At 58.4% G+C, this 26,998-nt stretch carries 24 protein-coding genes and 1 pseudogene; 12 read left to right on the forward strand and 13 right to left on the reverse strand.

The features are described from left to right. Positions 1–46: 46 nt before the first annotated feature. Complete coding sequence (pncB, locus tag D3M70_RS24255; protein ID WP_120128131.1) at positions 47–1,246, reverse strand: nicotinate phosphoribosyltransferase; 1,200 nt, start codon at positions 1,244–1,246, stop codon at positions 47–49. Between the two features lie 343 nt (positions 1,247–1,589). Next, on the reverse strand, positions 1,590–2,495 hold the full coding sequence (locus D3M70_RS24260; protein WP_120128132.1) for a LysR family transcriptional regulator: 906 nt from the start codon (positions 2,493–2,495) through the stop codon (positions 1,590–1,592). 163 nt (positions 2,496–2,658) lie between these two features. On the opposite strand from D3M70_RS24260, the gene D3M70_RS24265 reads away from it, so the two are divergent. From D3M70_RS24265 to D3M70_RS24295, 7 genes are all read left to right on the forward strand, one after another. Next, a complete protein-coding gene (locus tag D3M70_RS24265; protein ID WP_120128133.1) occupies positions 2,659–4,161 on the forward strand; it encodes an aldehyde dehydrogenase family protein in 1,503 nt (500 codons plus the stop codon). A 165-nt stretch (positions 4,162–4,326) separates the two neighbouring features. Continuing rightward, positions 4,327–5,610: an FAD-binding oxidoreductase gene (locus tag D3M70_RS24270; protein WP_120128134.1), complete on the forward strand. Its 1,284-nt coding sequence runs from the start codon at positions 4,327–4,329 to the stop codon at positions 5,608–5,610. A gap of 357 nt (positions 5,611–5,967) precedes the next feature. Next, positions 5,968–7,101, forward strand: a complete 1,134-nt coding sequence (locus D3M70_RS24275) for an ABC transporter substrate-binding protein (RefSeq protein WP_120128135.1) — start codon at positions 5,968–5,970, stop codon at positions 7,099–7,101. Positions 7,102–7,229: 128 nt separating this feature from the next. Next, positions 7,230–8,144, forward strand: a complete 915-nt coding sequence (locus D3M70_RS24280; protein ID WP_081563892.1) for a branched-chain amino acid ABC transporter permease LivH — start codon at positions 7,230–7,232, stop codon at positions 8,142–8,144. 2 nt (positions 8,145–8,146) lie between these two features. Further along, positions 8,147–9,442, forward strand: a complete 1,296-nt coding sequence (gene livM / locus D3M70_RS24285) for a high-affinity branched-chain amino acid ABC transporter permease LivM (RefSeq protein WP_120128136.1) — start codon at positions 8,147–8,149, stop codon at positions 9,440–9,442. Next, complete coding sequence (locus tag D3M70_RS24290) at positions 9,442–10,317, forward strand: ABC transporter ATP-binding protein (protein ID WP_120128137.1); 876 nt, start codon at positions 9,442–9,444, stop codon at positions 10,315–10,317. The genes livM and D3M70_RS24290 overlap by 1 nt, the downstream gene beginning before the upstream one ends. Continuing rightward, positions 10,314–11,030 (forward strand): ABC transporter ATP-binding protein, encoded by a 717-nt coding sequence (locus tag D3M70_RS24295; protein WP_120128138.1) that lies wholly within the window; start codon positions 10,314–10,316, stop codon positions 11,028–11,030. Before D3M70_RS24290 ends, D3M70_RS24295 begins: the two co-directional genes overlap by 4 nt. Before the next feature lie 242 nt (positions 11,031–11,272). Here D3M70_RS24295 and D3M70_RS24300 read toward each other — a convergent pair whose 3' ends face one another. Beyond that, positions 11,273–11,548 (reverse strand): hypothetical protein, encoded by a 276-nt coding sequence (locus D3M70_RS24300; protein WP_218568446.1) that lies wholly within the window; start codon positions 11,546–11,548, stop codon positions 11,273–11,275. After that, positions 11,541–13,424, reverse strand: a complete 1,884-nt coding sequence (locus tag D3M70_RS24305) for an S-type pyocin domain-containing protein (RefSeq protein WP_165869872.1) — start codon at positions 13,422–13,424, stop codon at positions 11,541–11,543. Before D3M70_RS24305 ends, D3M70_RS24300 begins: the two co-directional genes overlap by 8 nt. 617 nt (positions 13,425–14,041) lie before the next feature. Between D3M70_RS24305 and D3M70_RS24310 the strand changes: the two are divergent. Next, positions 14,042–14,182: pseudogene (locus D3M70_RS24310) on the forward strand (ABC transporter ATP-binding protein); the annotation flags it as partial. Positions 14,183–15,072: 890 nt separating this feature from the next. Further along, entirely contained in the window at positions 15,073–15,846 is a 774-nt protein-coding gene (locus tag D3M70_RS24315) for an SDR family oxidoreductase (protein ID WP_120128141.1), read from the forward strand. Between the two features lie 131 nt (positions 15,847–15,977). Here D3M70_RS24315 and D3M70_RS24320 read toward each other — a convergent pair whose 3' ends face one another. Further along, the gene (locus D3M70_RS24320; RefSeq protein ID WP_120128142.1) at positions 15,978–17,114 is read right to left on the reverse strand and encodes an AGE family epimerase/isomerase; all 1,137 of its coding nucleotides are present in this window, start codon (positions 17,112–17,114) and stop codon (positions 15,978–15,980) included. 247 nt (positions 17,115–17,361) lie between these two features. Between D3M70_RS24320 and D3M70_RS24325 the strand changes: the two genes are divergently transcribed. Then, positions 17,362–18,246 carry an MBL fold metallo-hydrolase gene (locus tag D3M70_RS24325; RefSeq protein ID WP_120128143.1) on the forward strand — a complete coding sequence of 295 codons (885 nt, stop codon included), beginning with the start codon at positions 17,362–17,364 and terminating at the stop codon, positions 18,244–18,246. A 53-nt stretch (positions 18,247–18,299) separates the two neighbouring features. Next, positions 18,300–19,115, forward strand: a complete 816-nt coding sequence (locus tag D3M70_RS24330) for a sulfite exporter TauE/SafE family protein (RefSeq protein WP_120128144.1) — start codon at positions 18,300–18,302, stop codon at positions 19,113–19,115. Between the two features lie 25 nt (positions 19,116–19,140). Here D3M70_RS24330 and D3M70_RS24335 read toward each other — a convergent pair whose 3' ends face one another. The 7 genes from D3M70_RS24335 to dadA form a co-directional block, all read right to left on the reverse strand. Further along, entirely contained in the window at positions 19,141–21,078 is a 1,938-nt protein-coding gene (locus tag D3M70_RS24335; protein WP_120128145.1) for an acetyl-CoA hydrolase/transferase C-terminal domain-containing protein, read from the reverse strand. Between the two features lie 210 nt (positions 21,079–21,288). After that, entirely contained in the window at positions 21,289–21,591 is a 303-nt protein-coding gene (locus tag D3M70_RS24340) for a DUF2845 domain-containing protein (protein WP_120128146.1), read from the reverse strand. A gap of 14 nt (positions 21,592–21,605) precedes the next feature. Then, on the reverse strand, positions 21,606–22,028 hold the full coding sequence (locus D3M70_RS24345) for a cytochrome c5 family protein (protein ID WP_120128147.1): 423 nt from the start codon (positions 22,026–22,028) through the stop codon (positions 21,606–21,608). Positions 22,029–22,212: 184 nt separating this feature from the next. Next, positions 22,213–22,761, reverse strand: coding sequence for a cupin domain-containing protein (locus D3M70_RS24350; protein WP_120128148.1), 549 nt, complete (start codon positions 22,759–22,761; stop codon positions 22,213–22,215). 150 nt (positions 22,762–22,911) lie between these two features. After that, positions 22,912–23,985: an alanine racemase gene (alr, locus tag D3M70_RS24355; protein ID WP_120128149.1), complete on the reverse strand. Its 1,074-nt coding sequence runs from the start codon at positions 23,983–23,985 to the stop codon at positions 22,912–22,914. Between the two features lie 161 nt (positions 23,986–24,146). Next, the gene (locus tag D3M70_RS24360) at positions 24,147–24,500 is read right to left on the reverse strand and encodes a RidA family protein (RefSeq protein ID WP_120128150.1); all 354 of its coding nucleotides are present in this window, start codon (positions 24,498–24,500) and stop codon (positions 24,147–24,149) included. Continuing rightward, positions 24,472–25,773 (reverse strand): D-amino acid dehydrogenase, encoded by a 1,302-nt coding sequence (dadA, locus tag D3M70_RS24365; protein WP_120128151.1) that lies wholly within the window; start codon positions 25,771–25,773, stop codon positions 24,472–24,474. The genes D3M70_RS24360 and dadA overlap by 29 nt, the downstream gene beginning before the upstream one ends. 155 nt (positions 25,774–25,928) lie before the next feature. Here dadA and dadR point away from each other — a divergent pair, with 155 nt between their 5' ends. Next, complete coding sequence (dadR, locus tag D3M70_RS24370; protein WP_093466232.1) at positions 25,929–26,417, forward strand: transcriptional regulator DadR; 489 nt, start codon at positions 25,929–25,931, stop codon at positions 26,415–26,417. Between the two features lie 119 nt (positions 26,418–26,536). On the opposite strand, the gene D3M70_RS24375 is transcribed toward dadR, so the two are convergent. Further along, positions 26,537–26,890 (reverse strand): YkgJ family cysteine cluster protein, encoded by a 354-nt coding sequence (locus tag D3M70_RS24375; RefSeq protein ID WP_120128152.1) that lies wholly within the window; start codon positions 26,888–26,890, stop codon positions 26,537–26,539. Positions 26,891–26,998 lie beyond the last annotated feature (108 nt).

Raw genomic sequence — 26,998 nt, forward strand, 5'->3', positions numbered from 1 at the left:
TGAAAAAGAAAAGAGGCATGTAAAGAGAGTAAGAGAGGTGCTCGAGTCAGGCTGGCACCTTGAATACATGACGCAGATAGGACACGAATTCGGGGTCTTTGCACTGCGTCTTGCCGGGTTCATCGGAAATCTTCGCAACCGGCTGACCGGCACAGGCCGTCATTTTCAGCACGATGCTCATCGGCTCGATGCCCGGGACATCCGCGGTCAGGTTGGTGCCGATACCGAAGCTGACATTGATCCGACCACGCAACGCGCGAAATATTTCCAGTGCCTTGGGCAGGTTCAGACCGTCCGAGAACACCAAGGTCTTGCTCATCGGGTCGATGCCTAGCTTCTGGTAATGGGTGATGCATTTTTCAGCCCATTGCACAGGATCGCCCGAATCGTGGCGCAAGCCATCGAAGAGCTTGGCGAAGAACAGGTCGAAATCGCCGAGAAACGCGTCAGTGGTGATGCAATCGGTCAATGCGATGCCCAGCAGACCCCGGTACTCGCGGACCCAGCAGTCGAGAGCGGCGATCTGGCTGTCGATCAGACGCGGGCCGAGTTGCTGATGCGCCATGATCCACTCGTGGGCCATGGTGCCCAACGGTTTGAGGTCGAACTTGCGCGCCAGATGCACGTTGCTGGTGCCGACGAACTGGCCGGGGAAATCCTTTTTCAGCACGGAAACGACGTCTTCCTGAACGGCGAACGAGAAGCGCCGACGCGTCCCGAAATCAGCCACTTTCAGTTCGGCGAGTTCGTCGGGCGTAGCAGCGGCGGTCAACCAGTCGAACTTGCGATACAGCTGATCGCGGGCCTGTATCAGCAGGGTGTCGGGGGTGCGGTAGCGGTTGCGCACTTCACTGACGATTGCCAGGACCGGCACTTCGAAGAGGATCACATGCAACCACGGACCTGCCAGGCGGATGGTCAGTTCGTCATTTTCGATGCTGGTCTGCACGTAGCGCAGGTTGAAGCGGAACAGGCCGAGGAAGCGCAGAAAGTCGGGTTTCATGAAGTTGATGCGTTCGAGAAACCCAGCTTCTTCGACGCTCAGCGACAGGTCGCAGAGCTGTTCGATCTGGTGGCGGATCTCCATCAGATAAGGCCGAAGGTCTTCACTGTTGCGGCAGCGGAACTCCCACTCAACGTCCACGTTGGGATAGTTGTGCAGAACAGCCTGCATCATGCTCAGCTTGTAGAGGTCGGTATCGAGCAGGTTCTGAACGATGCGATCCGCGAAAGCGCTCTCACTCATTGTGTCGCTCCAGCCAGCAGTGGCCGCCATGTGCGGCCCATGGAATTCAAGTCGGTGTCGCATACAACCTTGCGGTAGCGCGGTGGCGATACGTCCGGTCTGTTATTGACGATGACCGACATAATGCCAGCCGAGAGCGGGTTGGGGCAGAAATGTTTCAGCGGGCCCATCGATCAATTGCAGGAGCGCGCTTGCCCGCGAATGCCGTGTGCCGTTCGATGGTGTCTCAGACACGGCACCGTTTCCCTGTAGCAGTCCGGCTTGCCGGCGGTGGCGGCCCAGAGATTGCTACCGCCGGCAAGCCGGACTGCTACAGGGGGTTAGATGATTCCCGGAGGGGGGGTTATTGCGGGGTGGGTTCGTCCAGCTGCTCCAGCATCCACTCCACGAAGACCCGAATCTTCGGCACTTCAGCGGCATGCTCCGGATACGCGAGGTAATAGGCATCACGGCTGGGCAGTGCATGAGGCCAAGGGATGATCAGCTTGCCGTCGGCCAGTTCCTCTTCCACCAGAAAGCGCGGCAACAGCGCCACACCGCAGCCCACTTGAGCGGCTCGGATACACATGTAGAACGTCTCGAAACGCGGGCCGTGGTAGCTGTGCTCGGTCTGATAACCCTGATCTTCGAACCACTCATGCCAGGCTTGCGGGCGGTGGGCGTTCTGCAGCAGGACCAGATCAGCCAGTTGCGTCGGATCGGTGAACGGTTTATCAGGCAGGCAGCCCGGCGCGCACACAGGCACCAGCTCCTCACCGAACAGCTTCATGCTTTCAGCGCCGGGCCGTGCGCCCTGCCCGAAGTAGAACGACATGTCACAGCGGCTCTGCGCCAGGTCATCGCTTTCCTGCTCATTGACCAGATCAAGATGAATATGCGGATGGCGCAAACGCCAACCCTTCAGGCGCGGGACCAACCACCGCGCGCCGAACGTCGAGGGGGTGGACACCCTCAGCACCTCGGTTTCGCCGCCGTAGGAGCGCAGAAAGTGCGTCGACATCTCCATCTGCGTCAGCACCTTTCGCACTTCGCCCAGATATAGCGCGCCGGCGGGCGTCAGTTGCAAACGCCGGCGCACCCGGCGAAACAGCAAGTGCTGGACGAGCTCTTCGAGTTGCGCCACCTGTTTGCTGACCGCGCTTTGCGTCAGGTTCAGCTCTTGCGCCGCACGGGTAAAGCTCAGGTGTCGGGTGACCGCTTCGAAACATTGCAGCGCCGTAACGGACGGCAAATGGCGTTTGTTCAGCATCTTCGGGCCTGTTAAGCGTCAGCATGAAAAAACGGAATGATATCTCGCTTAATCGTCGTTTGTTGCCCTGACTCAAGCCAGCTATTACTACAGCCTGAGGAAATATCCGAATTTCAGCATTCCGCATTTGTGTTTTACGACTCACCAGAATCCAGGAGAGATCATGCTCAACAACTCGCTAAGCGACTTACTTAAAGGCCTTGGTGTCAACCCCGCTCTCTATGAGAAGGGCGACAAGCCTGTGCACACGCCGATCGATGGCAGTCAGGTTGCTTCGGTCCAATGGGAAAGCGCTGCGCAAGTCGAGCAGCGCATTACCCGCGCCGAGCACGCCTTCGAGGCCTGGCGCAAGGTGCCTGCGCCACGTCGAGGCGAGCTGGTGCGCCTTTTCGGTGAAGCATTGCGCAAGCACAAGGCAGAGCTGGGTGAACTGGTTTCCTGGGAAGCTGGGAAGATCACTCAGGAAGGGTTGGGCGAAGTGCAGGAAATGATCGATATCTGCGATTTTGCAGTGGGTCTGTCCCGCCAGATCTATGGCCTGACCATCGCCTCCGAACGTCCCGGCCACCACATGCGTGAAACCTGGCACCCGCTGGGCGTCGTCGGCGTGATCAGTGCCTTCAACTTCCCGGTTGCGGTCTGGTCGTGGAACACGGCACTGGCATTGGTGTGCGGCAATTCGGTCATCTGGAAACCGTCGGAAAAAACGCCATTGACCGCGCTGGCCTGCCAGGCGCTGTTCGACCGCGTTGCGTCGGAATTCGCGGATGCGCCGCAGTACCTCGCCCAGTGCGTCATTGGTGGCCGTGAAGCCGGCGAAGCATTGGTCGATGACTCCCGCGTTGCATTGATCAGTGCCACCGGCAGCACCCGCATGGGCCGCGAAGTCGCGCCGAAGATCGCTGCGCGTTTCGCTCGCAGCATTCTCGAACTGGGTGGCAACAATGCCATGATCCTGACCCCAAGCGCTGATCTGGATCTGGCCGTTCGCGCCGTGCTGTTCAGTGCCGTCGGCACTGCAGGGCAGCGTTGCACCACGTTGCGCCGCCTGATCGCGCACAATTCGGTCAAGGCAGAGTTCGTCGAGCGCCTTAAAGCCGCTTACGCCAAAGTGCGCATCGGTCATCCGCTGGAAGGCAATCTGGTCGGCCCATTGATCGACAAGCAGAGCTTCGAGAACATGCAGGAAGCCTTGGAACAGGCTCTGAGCGAAGGCGGCAAGGTGTTCGGCGGCAAGCGCCAACTGGCAGACAAATTCCCCAACGCGTTCTACGTGTCGCCCGCCATCGTCGAAATGCCGGAGCAAAGCGACGTGGTGCGCAGCGAAACTTTCGCGCCGATTCTGTACGTGGTCGGTTATGAGGAATTCAGCGAGGCGGTGCGCCTGAACAATGACGTTCCGCAAGGCCTCTCATCGTGCATTTTCACCACTGACGTGCGTGAAGCCGAGCAGTTCATTTCAGCACTGGGCAGCGACTGCGGCATCGCCAACGTCAACATTGGCCCGAGTGGTGCAGAGATCGGCGGCGCATTCGGCGGTGAGAAAGAAACCGGCGGTGGCCGCGAATCGGGTTCGGATTCGTGGAAAGGCTACATGCGCCGCCAGACCGCAACCGTGAACTACTCCCGCGAACTGCCGCTGGCGCAGGGGATTACGTTTGATTGATTTCGTAAGGTAAGCGCCGCCCATTTGTAGGAGCGCGCTTGCCCGCGATTGCAACGTGTCAGCGAGCATTTGTAGGTCTGGCAAGACGCAATCGCGGGCAAGCGCGCTCCTACATGTATTGCGGCGTAGCGAAGATTTGGCTGTGTCTCTCTCCGAGGTTTTGCGATGCCGCTACGCGAAGAATGTCTGTGGGAAACGCTGACGCCGCAGAGGCCTGAGGCGCCAGCGTTGAAGGGTGAAGTAAGCGTCGATGTGTGCGTCATCGGCGCCGGTATTACCGGGCTTTCGGCGGCGATTCATCTGCTTGAGCAAGGCAAGAAAGTCGCCATCCTCGAAGCCCACCGCACGGGTCAGGGTGGTTCGGGCCGTAACGTGGGGCTCGTCAACGCCGGCTTGTGGATTCCCCCCGACGAGATCGAAGCCGGTTTCGGCAAGAAGGTCGGCAGCCAGCTCAACACCATGCTGGGCAACGCACCTTCGCTGGTCTTCAGTCTGATCGAGAAATACGGCATCGACTGCCAGGCGACCCGCAAGGGCACGCTGCATATGGCGCATAACGCCAAGGGCGAAATCGATCTGCGCAGTCGCGAAGAACAATGGAAACGCCGCGGTGCGCCTATTGAGCTCCTGACGGGCAAGGCTTGCCAGGAGGCCACCGGCACCAGGGAAATCACCGCCGCATTGCTCGACCACCGCGCCGGGACCATCAACCCGATGGCCTACACCAGCGGCCTGGCGGCCGCCGTCACGCAACTGGGCGGTAAACGTTTCGACCACTCGCCGGTCAAGCGGCTGGAGCGTCAGGGCCAACGCTGGTGCGTAATCACTGAAAACGGCTCGGTCGTCGCCGATCAGGTGGTCGTCGCCTCCAACGCCTACACCGAGGGCGAATGGACCGAGCTGCGTCGCAATTTCTTCCCCGGTTATTACTATCAGGTCGCCTCTGCGCCGCTGACCGAAGACGCCGCCCACGACATCCTGCCGGGCGGGCAAGGCTCCTGGGATACGCGTCAGGTACTGAGCAGCATTCGCCGCGACGCCGACGGACGCCTGTTGCTGGGGAGTCTGGGCAATGGCAACCAGAAACCTACCTGGTTTCTGAAGGCCTGGGCTGACCGCGTTCAGCAGCACTACTTCCCGTACCTGAGGAAGGTCGACTGGGAATGCACCTGGACCGGCACCATCGCGTTTACGCCCGATCACCTGCTGCGCATGTTCGAGCCTGCACCAGGACTGGTCGCGGTGACCGGCTATAACGGTCGCGGCAACACGACCGGCACGGTCGTCGGTAAAGCATTTGCCGATTATCTGTGCAGCGGCGATGCGACTGTTTTGCCCATTCCCTTCGCGAGCATGCAGCCGCTCTCCGTCATTGGTTTGCGCAGCTCTCTATATGAGGCTGGCTTTTCGCTATACCATGCAGGGCAATGCCTCAGAATCGTGATCTGAGGCGAAATATCTGTCATAAAACGACGCTTTCTCGCGCATCCACTAACCTGAAATGGTGCGTCCCGTAGCGGCACCGCACCGGCGGTGTGCAGTTCGGTGACGCAGCCTGTAACAACAGGGTTGTACAAGTCAGGCTGGCGTGGTTGCGCGTTTATTCGGGGAGGGTTGCTCTTTAAAAGTCGCAGGGTTGCACCTTGCGCGGTTTAGACGGTTGCACGCCCAGTAAAAAAGGGCCAGAAACAGTCGAATAACAACAAAACGACGACTTTTTTCAGAATAAAAAACCGATGGCACGCCACTTGCTCAGAGCATCTCTGTGGTCGCAGTGCTAATTAAAAAACCTAGGAGCACCAACTCATGTCGCAGACGTTTTACAGGAAAGGCTTTCTGGCACTCGCAGTCGCTACTGCAATGGGTGCGGCTACTTTTGCGCAGGCTGACATCAAGATCGGCGTTGCAGGTCCGATGACAGGCGCCAACGCCTCCTTCGGCGAGCAATACATGAAAGGCGCTCAAGCGGCAGCCGATGCCATCAACGCTGCTGGCGGCGTTAACGGTGAGAAAATCGCACTGACCGCCTACGACGATGCGTGCGAGCCGAAACAGGCCGTGGCAGTGGCCAACAAGGCCGCCTCGGACAAAGTCGCCGGCGTGGTCGGCCACTTCTGCTCCTCGTCCACCATTCCCGCTTCGGAAGTCTATGACGAAGCCGGCATCATCGCGATTACCCCCGGCTCCACCAACCCGACCGTTACCGAACGCGGCCTGAGCGCCATGTTCCGTATGTGCGGCCGTGACGATCAGCAAGGCATCGTTGCAGGCGACTACATCGTCGACGTGCTCAAGGGCAAGAAAATCGCTGTCATCAACGACAAAGACACCTACGGCAAAGGCCTGGCTGACGCCACCGCCAAACAGCTGACTGCTCGTGGCGTGAAGCCGGTGCTGGAAGAAGGCCTGACCCGCGGCGAGAAAGACTTCAGCGCTCTGGTCACCAAAATCCGCAGCGTCGGCGCCGACGTGGTCTACTTCGGCGGCCTGCACCCGGAAGCCGGTCCACTGGTTCGCCAACTGCGTGAACAAGGCCTCAAAGACGTCAAGTTCATGTCTGACGACGGCGTTGTGACCGACGAACTGGTCACCACTGCTGGCGGCGCTCAGTACGTCGACGGCGTGTACATGACCTTCGGCGCCGACCCGCGCATGCTGCCAGACAGCAAGGCTGTGGTTGAGCAGTTCCGCAAGTCCGGTTACGAGCCTGAAGGCTACACCCTGTACGCCTACGCTTCGGTTCAGGCCCTTGCCGCTGGCTTCAACGGCGCCAAGTCCAACAAGGGCGAAGACGCTGCCAAGTTCCTGAAGTCCCACCCGGTGAAAACGGTCATGGGCGAGAAGGCCTGGGACTCCAAAGGCGACCTGAAGGTCTCCGACTACGTGGTTTACCAGTGGGACAAGGACGGCAAATATCACCAGCTCGAAAAGCAGAAGTGAGTTGAGCTCCTAGTCGGATGAGTCGTGTCGCGGGCTTGGACCCTCGACACGACGNCTCGTCCGCTATCTCTCACGAGGAGATATCCGGTGCGCGCCAGGTTGGCCTATCAAGTTCGTGAGCGTGCGTGATGGATGGTATTTTCCTGCAGCAAATGGTCAACGGCCTGACTCTGGGGTCGGTCTACGGCTTGATCGCCATCGGTTACACGATGGTTTACGGCATCATCGGCATGATCAACTTCGCCCACGGCGACGTGTACATGATCTCCGCCTACCTCGCCGCTATCGGCCTGGCCGTGTTGTCGTTCTTCGGCATCGAATCTTTCCCTTTTCTGATTCTGGGCACGCTGATCTTCACCATCGTGGTGACCGGTGTGTACGGTTTCGTCATCGAGCGCGTGGCCTACAAACCGTTGCGTAACTCGACCCGTCTGGCACCGCTGATCAGCGCCATCGGCATTTCACTGATTCTGCAAAACTACGCGCAGATCGCCCAAGGCCCACGCCAGCAGGGCGTACCCACCCTGCTCGAAGGCGCCATGCGCTTCGACGTCGGCAGCGGTTTCGTACAGATCACCTACACCAAGATCTTCATCCTGATTGCCGCGTTCATCGGCATGGGCGTGCTGACCTACATCATCAAGTACACCAAGCTGGGTCGCATGTGCCGCGCCACGCAACAGGACCGCAAGATGGCGTCGATCCTCGGGATCAACACCGACCGCGTCATTTCCTACGTATTCGTCATCGGTGCAGCCATGGCGGCATTGGCCGGCGTGCTGATCACCATGAACTACGGCACCTTCGACTTCTTCGCTGGCTTCGTGATTGGCATCAAGGCCTTTACCGCTGCGGTGCTGGGCGGCATCGGCTCGCTGCCGGGCGCGATGCTCGGCGGATTGATCCTGGGGGTTGCCGAGTCGCAATTCTCCGGTCTGATCAACTCCGACTACAAAGACGTGTTCAGTTTCGGCCTGCTGGTAGTGATTCTGATCTTCCGTCCTCAAGGCCTGCTGGGTCGCCCACTCGTGGCGAAGGTATAACCATGTCTGCACCTACTAAACCCATCGATATCAAACAAAGCCTGATCGACGCGGTGGTTGCCGGTCTGCTGGCGCTCATCGTGTTCGGCCCCATTGTCGGCATCGTGCTCGACGGTTACGGATTCAACACGCAGCCAGGTCGCGTTGCGGCGCTGGTTGGCGTTGTGATGGTCGGCCGCTTCCTGATGAGTCTTTTCCTGCAGACACCAAAGGGCGTCGCCATCGCGCAGAGCTTCGAAAGTTCGGGCTCCGGCGTGCATGTGCTGCCACCGGGCTACAAGACCCGCCTGCGCTTCATCATTCCGCTGATGATCCTGATTGCGGTGATCTTCCCCGTGTTCGCTGACAAATACGTACTGACCGTGGTTATCCTCGGCCTGATCTACGTTTTGCTGGGCTTGGGGCTGAACATTGTGGTCGGCCTGGCGGGTCTGCTCGACCTCGGCTACGTAGCGTTCTACGCCATTGGCGCTTACGGCCTGGCGCTGGGTTATCAGTATCTGGGGCTCGGTTTCTGGTCGGCATTGCCGCTGGCAGCGATTGCAGCGGCGCTGGCCGGTTGCATCCTCGGCTTCCCGGTCCTGCGCATGCACGGCGACTATCTGGCCATCGTGACCCTGGGCTTCGGTGAAATCATTCGTCTGGTGCTGAACAACTGGCTGTCGTTTACCGGCGGCCCGAACGGCGTGCCCGTGCCTGCTCCAACCCTCTTCGGTCTGGAGTTCGGCCGCCGCGCCAAAGATGGCGGCATCCCGATTCACGAGTACTTCGGCTTCGAATACAACCCGGACCTGAAATTCATCTTCATCTATGCCGTGCTGTTCCTGGTCGTGCTGGCGGTCCTGTATATCAAGCATCGCCTGACCCGCATGCCAGTCGGCCGTGCGTGGGAAGCCCTGCGCGAAGACGAAATCGCCTGCCGCTCCATGGGCCTGAACCATGTTCTGGTCAAGCTTTCGGCGTTCACCATCGGTGCCTCGACCGCGGGCCTGGCCGGAGTGTTCTTTGCCAGCTACCAGGGCTTCGTCAACCCGACCTCGTTCACGTTTTTCGAGTCGGCGCTGATCCTGGCCATCGTCGTGCTCGGCGGCATGGGCTCGACTGTCGGCGTGGTCATTGCCGCATTCGTGCTGACCGTTGCCCCGGAGATGCTGCGTAGCTTCGCTGAATACCGCGTATTGTTGTTCGGTATCCTGATGGTCCTGATGATGATCTGGCGCCCACGCGGCCTGATCCGCATCAGCCGTGCCGGCGTACAACCACGCAAAGGCGTGCTGGCAAAAGTGGAGGGCGCGTGATGAGCGACGAAATCGTTCTTTCCGTCGAGAACCTGATGATGCACTTCGGTGGCATCAAGGCCTTGAGCGACGTCAGCCTCGAGGTACGCCGCAACTCCATCTTCGCCCTGATCGGCCCCAACGGCGCGGGCAAAACCACCGTGTTCAACTGCCTGACCGGGTTCTACAAAGCCACGGGTGGTCGCATCGAGCTGAACGCTCGTGGCAAGAAAACCAACGTGATCCAACTGCTGGGCGAACAATTCCGCGCCAGTGACTTCGCTTCGCCCAAGCGCTTCGGCAGCCGTCTGTTCTACAAGATGTTCGGCGGCACCCATCTGGTGAACCGGGCAGGTCTGGCGCGGACCTTCCAGAATATTCGCCTGTTCAAGGAAATGTCTGTCGTCGAGAACCTGCTGGTGGCCCAGCACATGTGGGTCAACCGCAACATGATCGCCGGCATCCTCAATACCAAGGGCTACCGCAAGGCCGAAGACGACGCCATGAACACGGCCTTCTACTGGCTGGAAGTGGTGGATCTGGTGGACTGCGCCAACCGCCTGGCCGGTGAGCTTTCCTACGGCCAGCAACGCCGCCTGGAAATCGCTCGCGCCATGTGCACCCGTCCGCAGGTCATCTGCCTGGACGAGCCGGCCGCAGGCCTCAACCCACAGGAAACCGAAGCGCTGAGCGGCATGATCCGCCACCTGCGCGACGACCACGACATGACCATCGTGCTGATCGAGCACGACATGGGCATGGTCATGGGCATTTCCGACGATATCGTCGTGCTCGACCACGGCAACGTGATCGCCAAGGGCAAGCCGGAGCAGATTCGTAACGATCCAAAAGTGATTGCCGCGTATCTGGGTGCTGATGAAGAGGAGTTGGTATGAGTAAGCCGATCCTCGAACTGAAAGAGATCGACGTGTATTACGGGCCGATTCAGGCCCTGAAGAAAGTCTCGATGCACATTGACGAGGGCGAAACCGTCAGCCTGATCGGCTCCAACGGCGCGGGCAAATCCACGCTATTGATGTCGATCTTCGGTCAGCCGCGTGCGGCGAGCGGACAGATCATCTATCAGGGCACAGACATTACTCAAAAGTCGTCGCACTACATCGCCTCCAACGGCATTGCACAGTCGCCTGAAGGCCGCCGTGTGTTCCCCGACATGTCGGTGGAAGAAAACCTGATGATGGGCACCATCCCGATTGGGGACAAGTACGCCACCGAAGACATGCAGCGCATGTTCGACCTGTTCCCGCGCCTCAAGGAACGTCGTAATCAGCGTGCGATGACGATGTCGGGCGGCGAGCAGCAGATGCTCGCCATCGCCCGCGCACTGATGAGCCGTCCCAAACTGTTGCTGCTGGACGAGCCGAGCCTGGGACTGGCACCGATCATCGTGAAACAGATCTTCTCGACGTTGCGTGAGCTGGCGCAGACCGGCATGACGATCTTCTTGGTGGAGCAGAACGCCAACCACGCGCTGAAGCTGTCGGACCGGGCGTACGTGATGGTCAACGGCGAGATTCGTCTCACAGGCACCGGTAAGGAGCTGCTGACCAACGAGGAAGTCAGGAACGCTTACCTCGGCGGGCATTGATTCGTTCGTCGTGTTAACAGAACGCCCTGATGGAGACATCAGGGCGTGGTTAGTACTTATGATTCGAGGATACAGAAAAATATAGTTTGCTTGCTGCTGCAGTTATGCAGAAACTAGCGCTCGCCCACTGGAAAGTTTAGCCCTTTATCGCTACTGGCAAAAAAAGCTAAAAACTCAGCCGGTGTTTCGTTTTCAATTAATCACTGAAAATCGATCATGGCTGTTAGCGGTTATATATACTTTTACTTAATCCCATGTTTCTTTTCTTTGGAAAAAAGCGGCTCCTTCCAGTTTGAGCCTTTTGTGAAGACCATGGAGCCACGCTCATCTTGGATGATGCCCTCCCGACACAACGTGTTAACGGTTGACAGCAGCTCCCCGGTTGCAATGACTTCGAAACGATATTGAACAAATTTGCGATCAAGCATTCGATAGTCTATCCCGTTTTTTAAGCCTGCATGGAATGTGACAATGTCAATAACACTTTCTTGTGCGAATAATGTCTCAAGATTAATCACTGAAATATTCTCCATATTCTTGCTTGTCGTCTGCCGTGATCGCTTCTTGAGTATACAGCAGGTCATGATTGTCGTGCATTTTGTAGTCTTCGAGCGTCGCGGTGTGTGTATTATTCCATGTTGCAGCTCTTGACTCCTGATCTTGCTGTACTGCGCCGTCTTGAATACCTAAAGCTCGATAGCGCTCCAGCTCTCTGATTTCATGTGTATAAAATCTTTTATCCACATCAGTAACATTCGTTTCTCCTCGTATAATCCGCTCCAATCGTTCAATCATTACTCCGTTACCAGCAGAGAATTGAAACCTCCCTGTGTGCAACTTTACGAGATCAACCCCCTCTCGAGTGATGGTGACGGTCGTCCAGTCGAGATTCAATGTCGGGCCTCCGGCCTTTTCTGGATTGTAGTATCTACCGCTGTGTTCGCCCTTCGTCGTTGCTCCTTTGTAGGGGCTACTGAACACCGTATATATCGGCGCCAATCCCGAATCAGCAGGGAACACCGTAATCAGGTCGTGAATATGAATCTGCGTTGCAGGAAATGAGTCAAGCCGACCCAAAACAGGGGTTACCGTTGCTCCAGTGTAGGCAGGCACGGGTTGAGCTTGAGCTGGGGTCTGCGTCGAAGCGTTTCCTGGAGCGACGATCGGAGTCCAAGTAAGCGTGTTTGGTATGGCGTCGGTTGTGGTAGCGGTGTATCGGTTTGCCGAAGCGTCATAAGTTGCGATTACCACTTGGACCGTGGTAGGCATTGAAACTTCTTTTGTTGCTATTACAGCGACTTGAGATTGACCATCCGCGCCGGTAATAGCGCCCAGACGGACCGGCATTTCAACTGTCGACGCTGTCGTGGCGCCGGTGCTCAGTGCATTAGCGATTTCCGGTGCCAAGTCTGATAACGGCGTGTTGACGATGTAAGACAACGGCAGTTCACCGTTCCCTAGTTTCGGTGAATAGAGGAGAGCGCCTGCTCCTACTGCAAATCCTGACGCGACACTCGCCGCGGCGCCGCCGACAGTGGCAACGGCTGCCCTGATAGCGGCCTGTAACGTTACACCTGCTGCCTCGAGAACTGCGACTACGCCCGTCGGCGTCAGAACCATGGTTGTTGCCGCAGATATTGGGGTTCGCGTATGGAACGTCTGGGCCTGCGTAAGCGCAGTCTGCGTTCGTTGTCTCGCTTGCTCTTGCGCGATACGTGCGGCTTCGGCTGCTGTCGCGAGCTGTGCCTGCTCGTCTGCACGACGACGTGCTTCGGCCTTTGCAACAATGCGTGCCTGCTCGTCTGCACGGCGACGTGCTTCGGCCTCTTCAGCAATGCGTGCCTGCTCGTCTGCACGGCGACGTGCATCGGCCTCTGCAGCAATGCGTGCCTGCTCGTCTGCACGGCGACGTGCTTCGGCCTCTGCAGCGATGCGCGCCTGCTCGTCTGCACGACGACGTGCTTCGGCCTCGGCAACGATGCGCGCTTGCTCGTCTGCACGACGACGTGCTTCGGCCTCTGCTGCAATGCGTGCCTGCTCGTCTGCACGGCGACGTGCTTCGGCTGCTGCATTAAGTCGCGCGGATTCCTGAGCCAGCTGCTGATATAACAAGTGTACTTTACTGTTTAATATATTGATGGCCTCGGAATGTATTTTTACTGAGTAGCCTGCATTAACAGAGGTGGCCCATAGATCATATTTGCTATCTCTGATATCCATCGTTAAGTTTCTAAAAAGCTGTTGCCTCAATTCACTTTCTGTTTTGCTCAGCGGATCACTACCAAAAAAAGCGTTGGCCTGGCGGTGCTTTTCTTCCTTATGGATGTATTTGGTATGAATCAACGTTTCAACCAAATTTTTTTCTTTGGCCAAGTTCTCATAATGTGAAAGCATGTTGCTTTGCCCGGAAGCTAACCTCAGGCTTTGTAGTTCGGATTCAAGCGACGAGGGAAGCGACTGTAGTCTTAAGCTGAATGCCTGCTCGATAGAGCTCCGCGCAGCCCTGCCAAGTTCTGCCAACGACTGCGCTGCTCGGTGCCTCGTGAAAGGAGGCTCCGTGGGGTCTAAGCTATAACTTATCTGGAGTGCAGACCCGACGTTATATCCGCCTCCAAATCCTGGACCAAAGGTTGGCTCTCTGTCGGCAATAACATAAGTATTGGGTAACGTTATCTGCATGGTACTTCCTTATAATTTTTGGGGCAGTTTAGAATTTTATGACGTTCCGCCATTTTCAACATTTACCAAACTAATGTTCGGTGTCTATGAGCCGCTTGTTATGACGGTTCCCATGTAGATCTATATTTCAGGAGATGTATGTCGGACGTTTCCTAAACCGAAGTGCGGTTTTTCGTCGCAACTAAAAATACCGGGGTGGAGATATTCGGATTGCGGCAGGGGTAGAGGAGAGGCAGAGAGAGGGATCGGACACCCTCCCGATTAGGCGATAAATACCCCACTGAAGCCATGCAGCGCATGGTCCCGCGCCTCAAGGAATGTCGCAATCAGCGCTCGAGCAGAACGCCAACCACGCGCTGAAGCTGTCGGACCGGGCGTACGTGATGGTGAACGGCGAGATTCGTCTCACAGGCACCGGTAAGGAGCTGCTGACCAATGAGGAAGTCAGGAACGCTTACCTCGGCGGGCATTGATTCGTTAGCTGGTTTTTATAACAAAGACTGAGATGACCCCTGTAGCAGTCCGGCTTGCCGACGGCAGCGATCTTTGGAACGCAACCGCCGGCAAGACGTGCTGCTACAAGGTTTTTTTGTGAGGTCGAAAAAGGTGAAATGGCACCAATTGGTCGGCAGTCTGGCTGCCGTGCAGCAATTGTGGAAAACAATTTTCAACAACCGCCAAAGCGCGACATATAGCCGCTCTAAATGTTTGTTTTGTCACCGTTTTGACTTGTTCAGTTTTACTGTGGAGGCGACTGTGAATAAGTTGGTGGCAGTTGGCTACAAGCCTTGATTCACGCGGCCTGCAGCGCCCTGATCAATATTTGATCAGCGGATTCGGCCGACATTTCAGACCCACTTGTCAACGGTACGTAAGCTGGTTTTTTATACAGCCCAACGACCGCTCCATCCTGTGGATAACTCTGTGTGCAACCGTTGGAAAGACCGCCGTAGGTAGCGCAATCTCTGGGCTTGGGCGTTCAATCCTGTCCGCATGCGCAACTCTGCTGTCGATTTCCTTACAGATACGTTTCAGCAGGTCAAGTGAAAACGCCGGCAGATTTGCTCACAGGCCGCGTATGACGTGATCTGTAAGTTTTCGAGTTGCCCCCGGATTTTGTGTGCCTGGCTGTGGATAAGGTGGGCAAAACTGCGTGCGGGCCATATGGCACAAGGCTTTGGTTAAGCTGTATGTTTTTTGTACAGACTCAATGAACTCAACGGGTTGTACGATGATCTTTCGCTTCGGGCTTGATCCAGTGGCGTCTGCGCGGGCATCCTCCAGAACTTTCCTACGCGCAACTCAGGTTGTGCTTGCCCAACGCTTATCCCATAAGCCCGTAACCCTCATTCAGGAGAACGACATGACTTCTACCGTGTTCATTACCGGCGCTACCTCCGGGTTTGGCGAAGCCTGTGCACGCCGTTTCGCAGAGGCGGGTTGGTCGCTGGTGCTGACCGGTCGCCGTGAGGACCGTTTGCAGGCGTTGAGCGCCGATTTGTCGAAGCAGACCAAGGTTCACACGCTGACGCTGGACGTGCGCGATCGTGCGGCCATGGAGAAGGCCATCGAAGGCCTGCCTGCCGACTTCGCCAAGATTCGCGGCCTGATCAACAACGCCGGTCTGGCATTGGGTATCGACCCTGCGCCCAAGTGCGATCTGGATGACTGGGACACGATGATCGACACCAATGTCAAAGGCCTGGTCTACACCACTCGCTTGCTGCTCTCGCGCCTGATCGCATACGGCCGCGGTGCCAGCATCGTCAATCTGGGCTCAGTGGCAGGCAACTATCCGTATCCGGGCGGTAACGTGTATGGCGGCACCAAGGCATTCGTTGGTCAGTTCTCCCTGAACCTGCGTAATGACCTGGTCGGCACAGGTGTGCGCGTGACCAACCTGGAGCCAGGCCTGTGCGAAAGCGAGTTCTCGCTGGTGCGTTTTGGTGGCGACCAATCCAAGTACGACGCCACCTACGCAGGTGCCGAGCCGATTCAGCCGCAAGACATCGCCGACACCATCTTCTGGATCATGAACACCCCGGCACACGTTAACGTGAACAATCTGGAATTGATGCCAGTAAGCCAGACCTGGGCGGGCTTTGCGATTGACCGCAGTCGCGGTGAAACGAAGTAATTTCGAGCAACGGCAGCACGCCATGCATTGCCGCTGACATCTAGCATCACTTTTGTAGCAGCACGGCTTGCCGGCGGTGGCGTCATCGGGATCGCTACCGCCGGCAAGCCGGTGTTGCTACAGAATTTGTATCAGGCCTGGAAGTACTCAGCCAAACCGATATAGCAGGTTGCCAGGTGATAGGGCGTGGTCGAAGGCATGTCGCTGCGACTGATCCTGCCCTCGCTGTCCAGGCACTCGTTCCAGCCAGATGAGTGCAGGAAGCGGTGTTGCAAAGCCTTCAACTGGCGCGCCAGCAGCGCTTCACTGCCTTGGCGCAATGTCAGCGCTCGCAGGTACTCCGCTTGAGCCCAGATGCGCTGGGTGCCGTCCTTCACTGAACCTTGCACTTCCAGCATCGCAGCCACGGCGCCAGTCGCCGGATCGACGCCTTGCTGTTCGGCGTGAGCAAAAGCCGTGGTCAGCGAGCGATGCAACGGCGTGCCGCGCAGATGTTCAGACGATTCCAGCAGATAGAACCACTCGAACTGATGACCTGGCTCGGACCAGTTATCCACAGCGTTCAGTGGCTTCTCGAGCATTACGCCATGCTCGATATCCACAAAGCGGCGCTGCATGGCGTCGGCCAATGTATCCAGCGCAGAAAGAGTGTCGCGGTCTTCGCGGACCTCAAGCGTCGCCAGGAAGGCTTCGGCCAGGTGCATCAACGGGTTCTGCAGCGGGCCTGCCCCCAGTGACGACCAGTCCTCGGCCAGCACGGCTTCATACAGGCCGTCCCCATCGGAAAACTGCTTTGCGACGACGTGCAACGCGGCATTGAGCACCGACTCGACCAAAGGTTCACGGACCTTCGCCCAGTAATGTGCACAGGCAAAGATGATGAAGGCGTGGGTGTACAGGTCCTTGCGACGGTCCAGCGGCGCGCCCTGTGGATCGATGCTGTAGAACCAGCCACCGTTCTCGGCGTCGTGGAAATGCCGCTGCAACGAGCGGAACAGCGCCGCAGCACGAACGGGGGCGTCAGGCACCTGCGGATTGCCGATGAAGCTGGAGAACAGAAACAGCTGCCGGGCACAGGCCATCGCGCGATAACGCTGGGCAGGCAAAGGGCGATGCTCAGCGTCCAGCGCCTCGAAAGGTAACGCCATTTCGGCATTCCAGCCCGGCCCCAGCCACAGCGGCACAATCACTTCCATGAAGTGTTGCTGCACGGTGGAAAACACAGCGGACAATTCAGACTTGGCGGCAGGAACAGGAGCGTCGGGCATCGGTCAGCGTCACGGCAGGGGCAAATTGCGCGACATGGTAGCAGGAGGCGCAGAGCGTGGGTGTAACCGATGGATGAGCGCCACCACGCTGGCAGGTCCCCAAGACCCATCGCGAACGCACTGATGCGATAGACTAGGTCCTGACGGAAGCTGGCAGCGGCGACTCTGTTCCTGAGCGGCCTGCGGGTTCCGGCACTCAGGTCTCGGCGGCCGGCCAGCGTTGCATCGGCCAATTTTGGAGAGACCCATGATCATCGGCGAAAAATTATGCGTGGAAGCGTTTTTCGACTCGCAGACCTGGACCATCAGCTATCTGGTCGTTGACCGCTCAACCCTCAAGGCCGCGCTGATCGACAGCGTGCTGGACTACGATCCCAAGTCCGGACGCACTGCAACCGGGTCAGCCGACAAGTTGATCGCCCGAGTTCGCGAGCTGGGCGTGTCAGTGGAGTGGATTCTCGAAACCCATGTGCATGCGGACCACGTCTCCGCGGCGGCTTATCTCAAGGAACAACTCGGCGGCAGCGTCGCCATCGGTAGTCATATCACCCGTGTACAGAAGGTGTTTGGCACGCTATTCAATGCCAAAGGCGAATTCGCCCGCGATGGCAGTCAGTTCGACCGGCTGCTGGAAGACGATGCGCATTTTCGGATCGGCAGTCTGTCGGCTCGGGCGATCCACACCCCGGGCCACACGCCCGCCTGCATGACCTACCTGATCGAGATCGCAGACGAAACCGTGGCGTTCGTCGGCGACACGCTGTTCATGCCCGATTACGGCACAGCCCGTTGTGACTTCCCGGGGGCGGACGCGCGAACACTCTATCGCTCCATCGGCAAAATCCTCAGCCTGCCGCCTCGGACGCGTCTGTTCATGTGCCATGACTACCTGCCAAACGGGCGGGAGTTGATGTACATGACCACCGTGGCCGAGCAGCGCGCCAATAACATCCACATCCGCCAGGGCATCGACGAAGACGCATTTGTCGAGATGCGCGAGAAACGCGACGCGACCCTGGACATGCCCGTGCTGATCCTGCCTTCGGTGCAGATCAACATGCGCGCAGGGCATCTTCCAGAGCCGGAAGACAACGGCGTGAGTTATCTGAAGGTCCCGATCAATTCGCTGTAAATACCGACTCCCGGCTCATATCTGGCTGTGGCTACAAGGCGCTTTTGTCTCTCATGAATGAACACGAACTGATCGGAGCCGGTCTCGGCACAATCATCGGAGCGGTATTGGCGCTGACTGGCGCAGGGGGCGGAATTCTCGCGGTGCCTTTACTGGTTTTCGGACTGGGCATGTCGATGGTCGAAGCCGCCCCGGTCGGCTTGTTGGCCGTTGGGCTTGCAGCGGCAGTCGGCGCGCTGCTGGGGTTGCGTCAGGGGATCGTGCGCTACCGGGCGGCGCTGTTCATCGCGGTCATCGGGATCTGTTTCACGCCGCTGGGCTTGTGGCTCGCCCATCAACTGCCAAACGCACCTTTGGCATCAAGTTTCGCCGCGGTCCTGGTCTACGCCTGCGCACGCATTTACCGCAAGGCCGCGCATGAACTGCACCACGGCCAGCCGCCAGCGAGGGCAGCGTTTCTGCCCTGCGTGCTCAATCCATTGGAAGGTCGTCTGCGCTGGACTCTGCCATGCGCGCGCTCACTGGCGATCACCGGCGTGGTCGCTGGCCTGTTATCCGGATTGCTGGGCGTAGGAGGAGGTTTCGTCATCATTCCGGCACTGACCCGCTACACCGATCTGGACATCAAAAGCATCGTTGCGACGTCGCTGGCGGTGATTGCGCTGGTCTCGGCCGGCAGTGTGATTTCCGCCAGCGCCAGCGGCGTGATGCATTGGGCAGTGGGTTTGCCGTTTGCGGCGGGCGCTGTCGTCGGATTGATGGCCGGCAGGCAGGTCTCGCGCTTTCTGGCAGGGCCGAGGTTGCAACAACTGTTTGCGGTGATCGGAATGATCGCTGCGGTGTTGTTGGTGGTGAAGACACTCTCCTGACCCCGTCCTGTAGCGCGATCGAAGGTCACGAGGGCTGGGATGCACTCGTGGCCTGCAACCCCGCCAGCAACAGACGCTGATACAACTCCTCGCGCAGCCCCTGCGGCTGATCCAGCCCCATGCGCTGCAGATGCTCGGGAAACAGGCCGGGATCCGGTGCTTCGAGTGTCGCCTTACCGAGCTCGATGATCTCTGTGAGCTTGAACTTGCTCTTGAGCCAATTCAGCGCCCGCAACAGGTCGCGCTCTGGCGCCGTAAAATCGCTGCCCAATGGGTACTCGATGAACAGCGAAGGAAAGCGGTCGCGGATATCTTTCAGCCGCTCCGGTGTGTTCTGCGTGAACAACGGATCAAGTCGAAATCCTTTAGGCAGCTTGCCCGCCTTCTGCGCCTGCTCGATCAGCACCGGCTGAAAGCGTGAATCGGTGATATTGAGCAAAGCTTCGATGACCGCCGAGTCGGTCTTGCCGCGCAGATCGGCGATGCCGTATTCGGTGATCACGATATCGCGCAAATGCCTGGGAATCGTAGTGTGCGCATAGTCCCAGACGATGTTGGAACTGACTTCACCACCTGACTCGCGCCAACTGCGCAAAATCAGAATCGACCGCGCGCCCTCCAGCGCATGCGCCTGGGCAACGAAGTTGTATTGCCCACCCACGCCACTGACCACTCGACCGTCTGCCAGTTGGTCCGACACCGCCGCACCGAGCAGCGTCACCGTGAACGAGCTGTTAATGAATCGTGCATCGCGGCGCTGCAAACGCTTGAGCGTTTCATCGCCATACAGCTCGTTGATGTAACTGATGGCGGTCATGTTGATCTGCGCCATCTGGGCGGGGGAGAACTCTCGCAGTCGCCCGTAAAAACTGGCAGGTCCGAGAAAGAAGCCGCCGTGGATCAGCACGCCATTGTCATGCATGGACTCATCCAGCAATCCTGCGTCAGCCTGCTTCTGAAGCGCAGGTTCCGGGTAAACCTTGCGCCGGATAATCCCTGCGTCCAGAAGCACCAACAGGCCGTTGACCAGCATTTCGCTGCAACCATAAAGCCCCATTGCGAAGGGCATGACGCCGCCTTCTGCTTCGATCAGCGGTTTCCAGGTCGATATCCCGTCAAGCTCGGCCAGGCACGCCCGGTAGGTTTCGTTGTCGGCCTGACGCGCCAACAAGGCAGCGGTCAACGCATCGCCCATCGAACCGATACCGATCTGCAACGTCCCGCCATCGCGCACTAACGTGCTGGCATACAGCCCGATGAAATGATCCTGAAAGCCGACCGGCATGTTGGGTGTGGAGAACAGCGTGCTGCGTTCTTCACGCTCGATCAGCAAATCGAAGGTATCGACGCTCACTTCTGCATCGCCGGGCATATAAGGGAGATCGGCGTGGACATGACCCAACACCAGAATGCTTTCGCCCGCAGCACGGCGCTTTTCCAGCATGGGCAGCAAATCGAGGGTGATGTCCGGGTTGCAGCTCAGGCTCAGGTACCCTGGTTTTTGCGGATCGTGGGCGACCAGTTGCGCGACCAGATTCAGCCCATTGGCGTTGATGTCCCGGGCAGCGTGGCTGTAATTGCTACTGACGTAATCCTGCTGTGCAAAGGTGCTGTTCAGAAGACTGCCCGGCTGCATGAAGAATTGCTCGACGCGAACGTTGGACGGCAGATTGCTTCTGTGCAGATCGGCGAGGAAATCCAGTTCCGGGTAGTCACCGAACACGCGCTCGAGGAAGGGTTCGAGAAAGCGTCCTTGCAAACCCTCGCCCACCGCGGGACGCCCCAGACACAGAGCGGTGTAAATCGTCAGTTGCCGCTCGGGCAAGGATTTGATCCGGGCATACAGGGCGTTGGCAAAACGATTGGGCTTGCCCAACCCCAGAGGCATGCCCATGCGAATGTGCGACGGCAGCTCGGCCAGTACGTGATCGACGGCTTGCTCGATCGAGCAGGAATGCGGCATCCGGCCTCTCCTGGTTTGTTATTCGATGGAGGTTGGACCGGGGATCAGAGGAAATTGCTGCAATGCGATCATGCGTTCGCCACGGGTACGCAATTGCCGGTCGCCCAGCCCCACCTTCGCAGCAGCGCGGCTTGCCGACGGTGGCGGCGGGAAGATCACCACCGCGGGCAAGCCGTGCGGCTACAGGAGGGATAGGTACAAACCAGCGGTTCAGTCGCGCCGCGTGTCGATGGACACGAGCTTGTCCTCGATGAACTTGAGATGTTGATAAGCGCCGTTGCGAGGCCCGTAGACCCAGAGGCTGACTTTCACGGCGTTAAGGCGAGGAACTCCATTGACCCGTGACGCAGGGTCCTGATCCTCACTGCGATCAGGCGTACCGCACTTCTCGCGAACAACACTCGCTGTATCCCCCAAGCTGATCAGCGCGGTCCCGCAACGCATCGTGGCTTGCGCGAAACCGGCAAACAGCAGTAAAGGCAGCAACCACAGCAGCGTTGTCTTGCGAACCATAGAACCCCGTGTCGTTACAGCCCGGACATTTTCTTGATTGCACCCTTGAGTTCTTCATCCGAACAATCGGCGCAGGTCCCTTTGGGCGGCATGGCATTGATGCCGCTAATCGCTTTGGCCAGAAGGCCGTCCAGACCGCCCTGTTCCTTGGCGCGCTTGCCCCAGTCGGCGCTGTCGCCGATTTTCGGCGAGCCCAGCAGACCGGAGCCATGGCAGGCGTTGCAGTGCTTGCCGATCACGTCATCAGGGGATTTGGCGCCACCCGCACCACCGGCTGTCGCCGCCACGTCCATGCCGGGACATTCCTTGCCCTGAACACAGACTTGTCCGACCGGTTCGAGTCGTTTGGCGAGGTCATCGCTGGTGGAGGCCTGGGCCGTAAATGCCCAGAAGGCGAGGAGTGCAACTGCAGCCAGGATCTTATTAGTAAGGTTCACGCTTTCACCCTCATGGTGGCTATAACGCCCCTGCGTTCACGGTTAGGCGCAGGCGACGAAAGTATAGCGGTTAGCCCGTTGGCCGTAACATCCCTGAGCATCGCAGGGTTATTAGCGCATCGACCTTTTGCTTCGGGCTATTCCTGTATCCCGTCTGAGCGCTCAGGCAGGAGGGTTTCGCTGATCAGAAATTCGCAGGCGTAGCAGCACTGATGAGCCGTGCCGGTACGTCGAACGGATTGCGGAAGCGATGCGGTCGGGTGCTCTCGAAATAGTAGCTGTCCCCGGCTTCGAGCACATACGTATCAAGCCCGACGACAAGCTCAAGGCGGCCTTCGACCAGAATGCCGGTCTCTTCACCTTCGTGAACGAGCATCTCATCCCCGGTGTCGGCACCTGGCGGATAGACCTCGGTCAAGAAAGCAATCGCACGGCTCGGATGAGACTTGCCGACCAGTTTCATGGTGACAGCGCCGTCCGAGATATCGATCAATTCGCTGGCTTTGTAGACCACCTGGGTCGGATTTTCTGGCTCAAGCTCTTCTGAAAAGAACTCCACCATGGACATCGGTATGCCGCCAAGCACCTTGCGCAGCGAGCTGATCGAGGGACTGACGCTGTTCTTCTCGATCATGGAAATGGTGCTGTTGGTCACGCCCGCTCGTTTGGCGAGTTCGCGTTGGGACAGACCCTTGAGTTTACGAATGGATTGCAGTCGTTCACCGACGTCCAATGCTGGAGTCCTCCTGATAATCAAACACGGTCAAGTGGTCGCCATGATGGCGACAGCGTTCAGTATTTACAACACTTGACCCGATTAGCAAAGAGGCCGGTGCCCGCCATAAACCATGGGCAGTTCAGGCGGGGCGACGACAAGCGTGAGTCAATCCCCGGAATAGAGCCTTGGCACGCGCTTGAGGTTGCAGAATATCTGGTAGGGAATGGTGCCCGCGCTGGCAGCGACGTCGCTGGCAAGAACGTTTTTGCCCCACAACTCGACGCGACTTCCCAGGCCAGCGCCCGGAACATCAGTCAGGTCAACACACAGCATGTCCATCGAGACGCGTCCCAGCAAACGGCTGGGGCGACCGTCGACCATGACCGGTGTACCCGTTGGCGCCTGACGCGGATAACCGTCGGCGTAACCCATCGCCACTACACCGATGCGCATGTTGCGGTCAGTCACGAATGCTCCGCCGTAGCCGACGGGTTCACCGGCTGGCAATTCGCGCACACAGATCACCTTGGACTCCAGCGTCATGACCGCTTGAAGACGATCAGCCACTGACTGCGGCTGATCGAAGGGCGTTGCGCCATACAGCATGATGCCCGGGCGAACCCAATCGCTGGGGACGTTCGGCCAGCCCATCACGCCGGGGGAATTGCGCAGACTGATCTGCGTGCCCAGCCCTTCACGGGCCGACTGGAAGATGGCGAGCTGTTCTTCGGTGCGCGAACTGTCCAGTTCGTCAGCCCTGGCGAAATGGCTCATCAGCACGACATTGGCTACTTTGGCGCTGGCCTGCAGACGCTGATAGGCGGACTGAAAGTCAGTGGGATGAATCCCTACTCGGTGCATGCCTGAGTCCATCTTCAACCAGATGTTCAGCGGTTTGCTGACGCTGGCCTGCTCGATGGCATCGAGTTGCCACAGCGAATGAACGACGCACCAGAAGTCGTGCTCGACAATCAGCGGCAGTTCGTCCGCCTCAAAGAAACCTTCCAGCAGCAGAACCGGTGCTTTGATGCCGGCCTGACGCAGTTCCAGCGCCTCTTCGATACAGGCCACAGCAAAACCATCCGCTTCGGTTTCCAGCGCCTGAGCCACGCGCACGGCGCCATGGCCATAGGCATCGGCCTTGATGACGGCAAGTGCCTTGGCGCCCGCGGCTTCACGAGCCAGTTGGTAGTTGTGGCGCAAGGCTGAAAGATCGATGAGGGCGCGGGCTGGACGCATGGGGATGACTTCTTGATCAAAGAATATGAATGACCTGTAGGCGTGAGCTTGTTCGCGATGAGGCCAGCCCGATGAACCAGACACGCCGGACACGACGCCATCGCGAGCAAGCTCACGCCTACAGGGTTTCGCGTAATCCCGGCGGGGGCTACGCGTGTTGATTACGGCAGTGCAGCAGTCACCGACAACTCAACCAGAATGTCCGGTTCGCACAACTTGGCTTCTACGGTGGCACGGGCGGGGGCGACGCCTTTGGGCAGCCACTGGTCCCAGACACTGTTCATCCCGGCGAAATGGGCGTCGATGTCTTTCAGGTAAATCGTCACCGACAAAAGGCGGCTTTTGTCGGTGCCGGCCAGGTCCAGCAAGCGCTCGATATTATTGAGCGTCTCTCGGGTCTGTTGTTCGATCCCCGCTGTCAGATTGTCACCCACTTGTCCGGCAAGATAAACGGTGCCGTTGTGGACGACGAGCTGGCTCATGCGCTCATTGGTGAGCTGGCGCTGTACTGACATTTTTTGCGATCTCCTTGGAGCTTCCATAGCGGGATATATCGAGGCCTTCGGCGCTGATCTGTGGTGTTTTGCGGGCGATGAGATCGGCCAGCAAACGACCGGAACCGCAGGCCATGGTCCAGCCAAGAGTTCCGTGGCCGGTATTGAGGAACAGGTTGCGATACGGTGTGGCGCCCACGATCGGCGTGCCATCCGGAGTGGTCGGACGCAGACCGGTCCAGAAACTGGCCTGGCTCAGATCGCCGCCCTGAGGATAGAGATCGTTGACGATCATCTCCAGCGTTTCACGCCGGCGAGGATTGAGCGACAGGTCAAAACCGGCGATCTCGGCCATGCCGCCAACCCGGATACGGTTGTCGAAACGGGTAATCGCGACCTTATAGGTCTCGTCGAGAATCGTCGACGTCGGGGCCATATCGGGGTTGGTGATCGGCACAGTCAGGGAGTAACCCTTGAGCGGGTAAACCGGTGCCTTGATACCGAGAGGCTTAAGCAATTGAGGGGAATAACTGCCCAACGCCAGCACGTAGCGATCTGCAGTTTCCAGCCTGCCGTTCACGCGCACGCCATTGATCCGGTCGCCGGCGAAATCAATCGACTCGATCGACTGACCGAAACGGAATTCAACACCTAACTTCACACACATCTCTGCCAGACGCGTGGTGAATAGCTGGCAGTCGCCGGTCTGGTCGTTGGGCAGACGCAGCGCGCCACTGAGGATATTGCTCACGCTTGCCAGCGCAGGTTCCACGCGGGCGATGCCTTCGCGGTCGAGCACTTCATAAGGCACACCGGCCTGCTCAAGCACGGCGATGTCCTTGGCGGCGTTATCCAGTTGTTCTTGAGTGCGAAACAGTTGTGTGGTGCCAAGACTGCGGCCTTCATAGGCGATGCCGGTTTCGGCACGCAGTTCGTCAAGGCAATCGCGGCTGTACTCGGACAGACGCACCATGCGCTCTTTGTTCACCGCGTAACGGCTCTGAGTGCAGTTACGCAGCATTTGCGCCATCCACAGATACTGATCAATGTCGGCGGTCGCCTTGATCGCCAGCGGCGCGTGACGCTGCAGCAACCACTTGATGGCCTTGAGCGGCACGCCTGGTGCGGCCCATGGCGACGCGTACCCCGGGGACACCTGTCCGGCGTTGGCGAAACTGGTTTCCATGGCGGCGGCAGACTGACGGTCGACGACTGTCACTTCAAAGCCCGCGCGTGCCAGGTAGTAAGCACTGGTGACACCGATTACGCCACTTCCAAGGACCAGAACGCGCATGTTGATTCCCTCATCGCGGATATCCGCTGACGTTTTGAAGTTTGAAGCAAGGATGTGGGCAGTATAAAAAGCAACGAGCAGTGCTTTTCACTATATAAGCGCCTATATTCAGCGTTAGTTCTCGACAACCAGGGCTTTAGCAGAGGGGCTTTGCAATGCGCACCCAACACCAGTCAAAACGTGAACTGGACAAGATCGATCGCAACATCCTGCGCATCTTGCAAAGCGACGGCAGAATTTCATTCACGGAGCTGGGCGAGCGTGTCGGCCTCTCTACCACGCCGTGCACCGAGCGGGTCCGCCGGCTTGAGCGCGAAGGGATCATCATGGGCTATAACGCCCGGCTCAATCCGCAGAACCTGAAGGCTAGTCTGCTGGTGTTCGTGGAGATCAGCCTGGACTACAAATCAGGGGACACTTTCGAGGAATTCCGCCGAGCGGTCCTCAAATTGCCTCATGTGCTGGAATGCCACCTGGTGTCGGGGGATTTCGACTATCTGGTGAAGGCGCGGATCTCGGAAATGGCCTCCTACCGCAAGCTACTGGGCGATATCCTGCTCAAACTGCCCCATGTGCGAGAGTCCAAGAGTTACATCGTGATGGAAGAGGTAAAGGAGAGCCTGAGCCTGCCGATTCCAGAGTGAGCGATGCAAACGTCGTTGGAGATCCGCTATCCCCTGTACCGGTCCGGCTTGCGGGCGGCAGGACTTAGAAGAATGCCACCGACGGCAAGCCGTACTGCTACGGATCTGCAGTGCGTCAACTACACCAACACCTGCCGCGTCGACGCAATGTACTCGTGAACCTGCCTCTCGACCCGAGGATGAATCAACACTTCGGGTCGGCGGCCATTAGGGCATGGCAATGTCGGCGTGGTGCCGAACAGGCGACAGATCAGCGGGCGCTCGTCATACACCGTGCAACCGTTCGGGCCAAGGTGCACGCAATTGAACTCATTGAGCGCTGCTTCCTGCTCGGCCGGCGTCTTGCGGGGCAGGCGCGCCATTTCCTCTGACGACGTTGTCACCGGTCCGCAGCAGTCATGGCAGCCGGGCACGCATTCGAAGGACGGAATCTGCCGCCGCAAATCGCGAATTTTCTGGCTGTTGCAGCTCATGGCGAGACTTTTTCCTGTGGAGAGCGGTAATTGTGCCCGAGCGGGACTCTGGCTGATAGAGATTGACCTTCCTTGCCCTGGCGCGAATTCACGGGCTACCCTCTGTAA

Source organism: Pseudomonas sp. LS-2, from assembly GCF_003605735.1.
In the GTDB taxonomy this organism is placed as follows: domain Bacteria; phylum Pseudomonadota; class Gammaproteobacteria; order Pseudomonadales; family Pseudomonadaceae; genus Aquipseudomonas.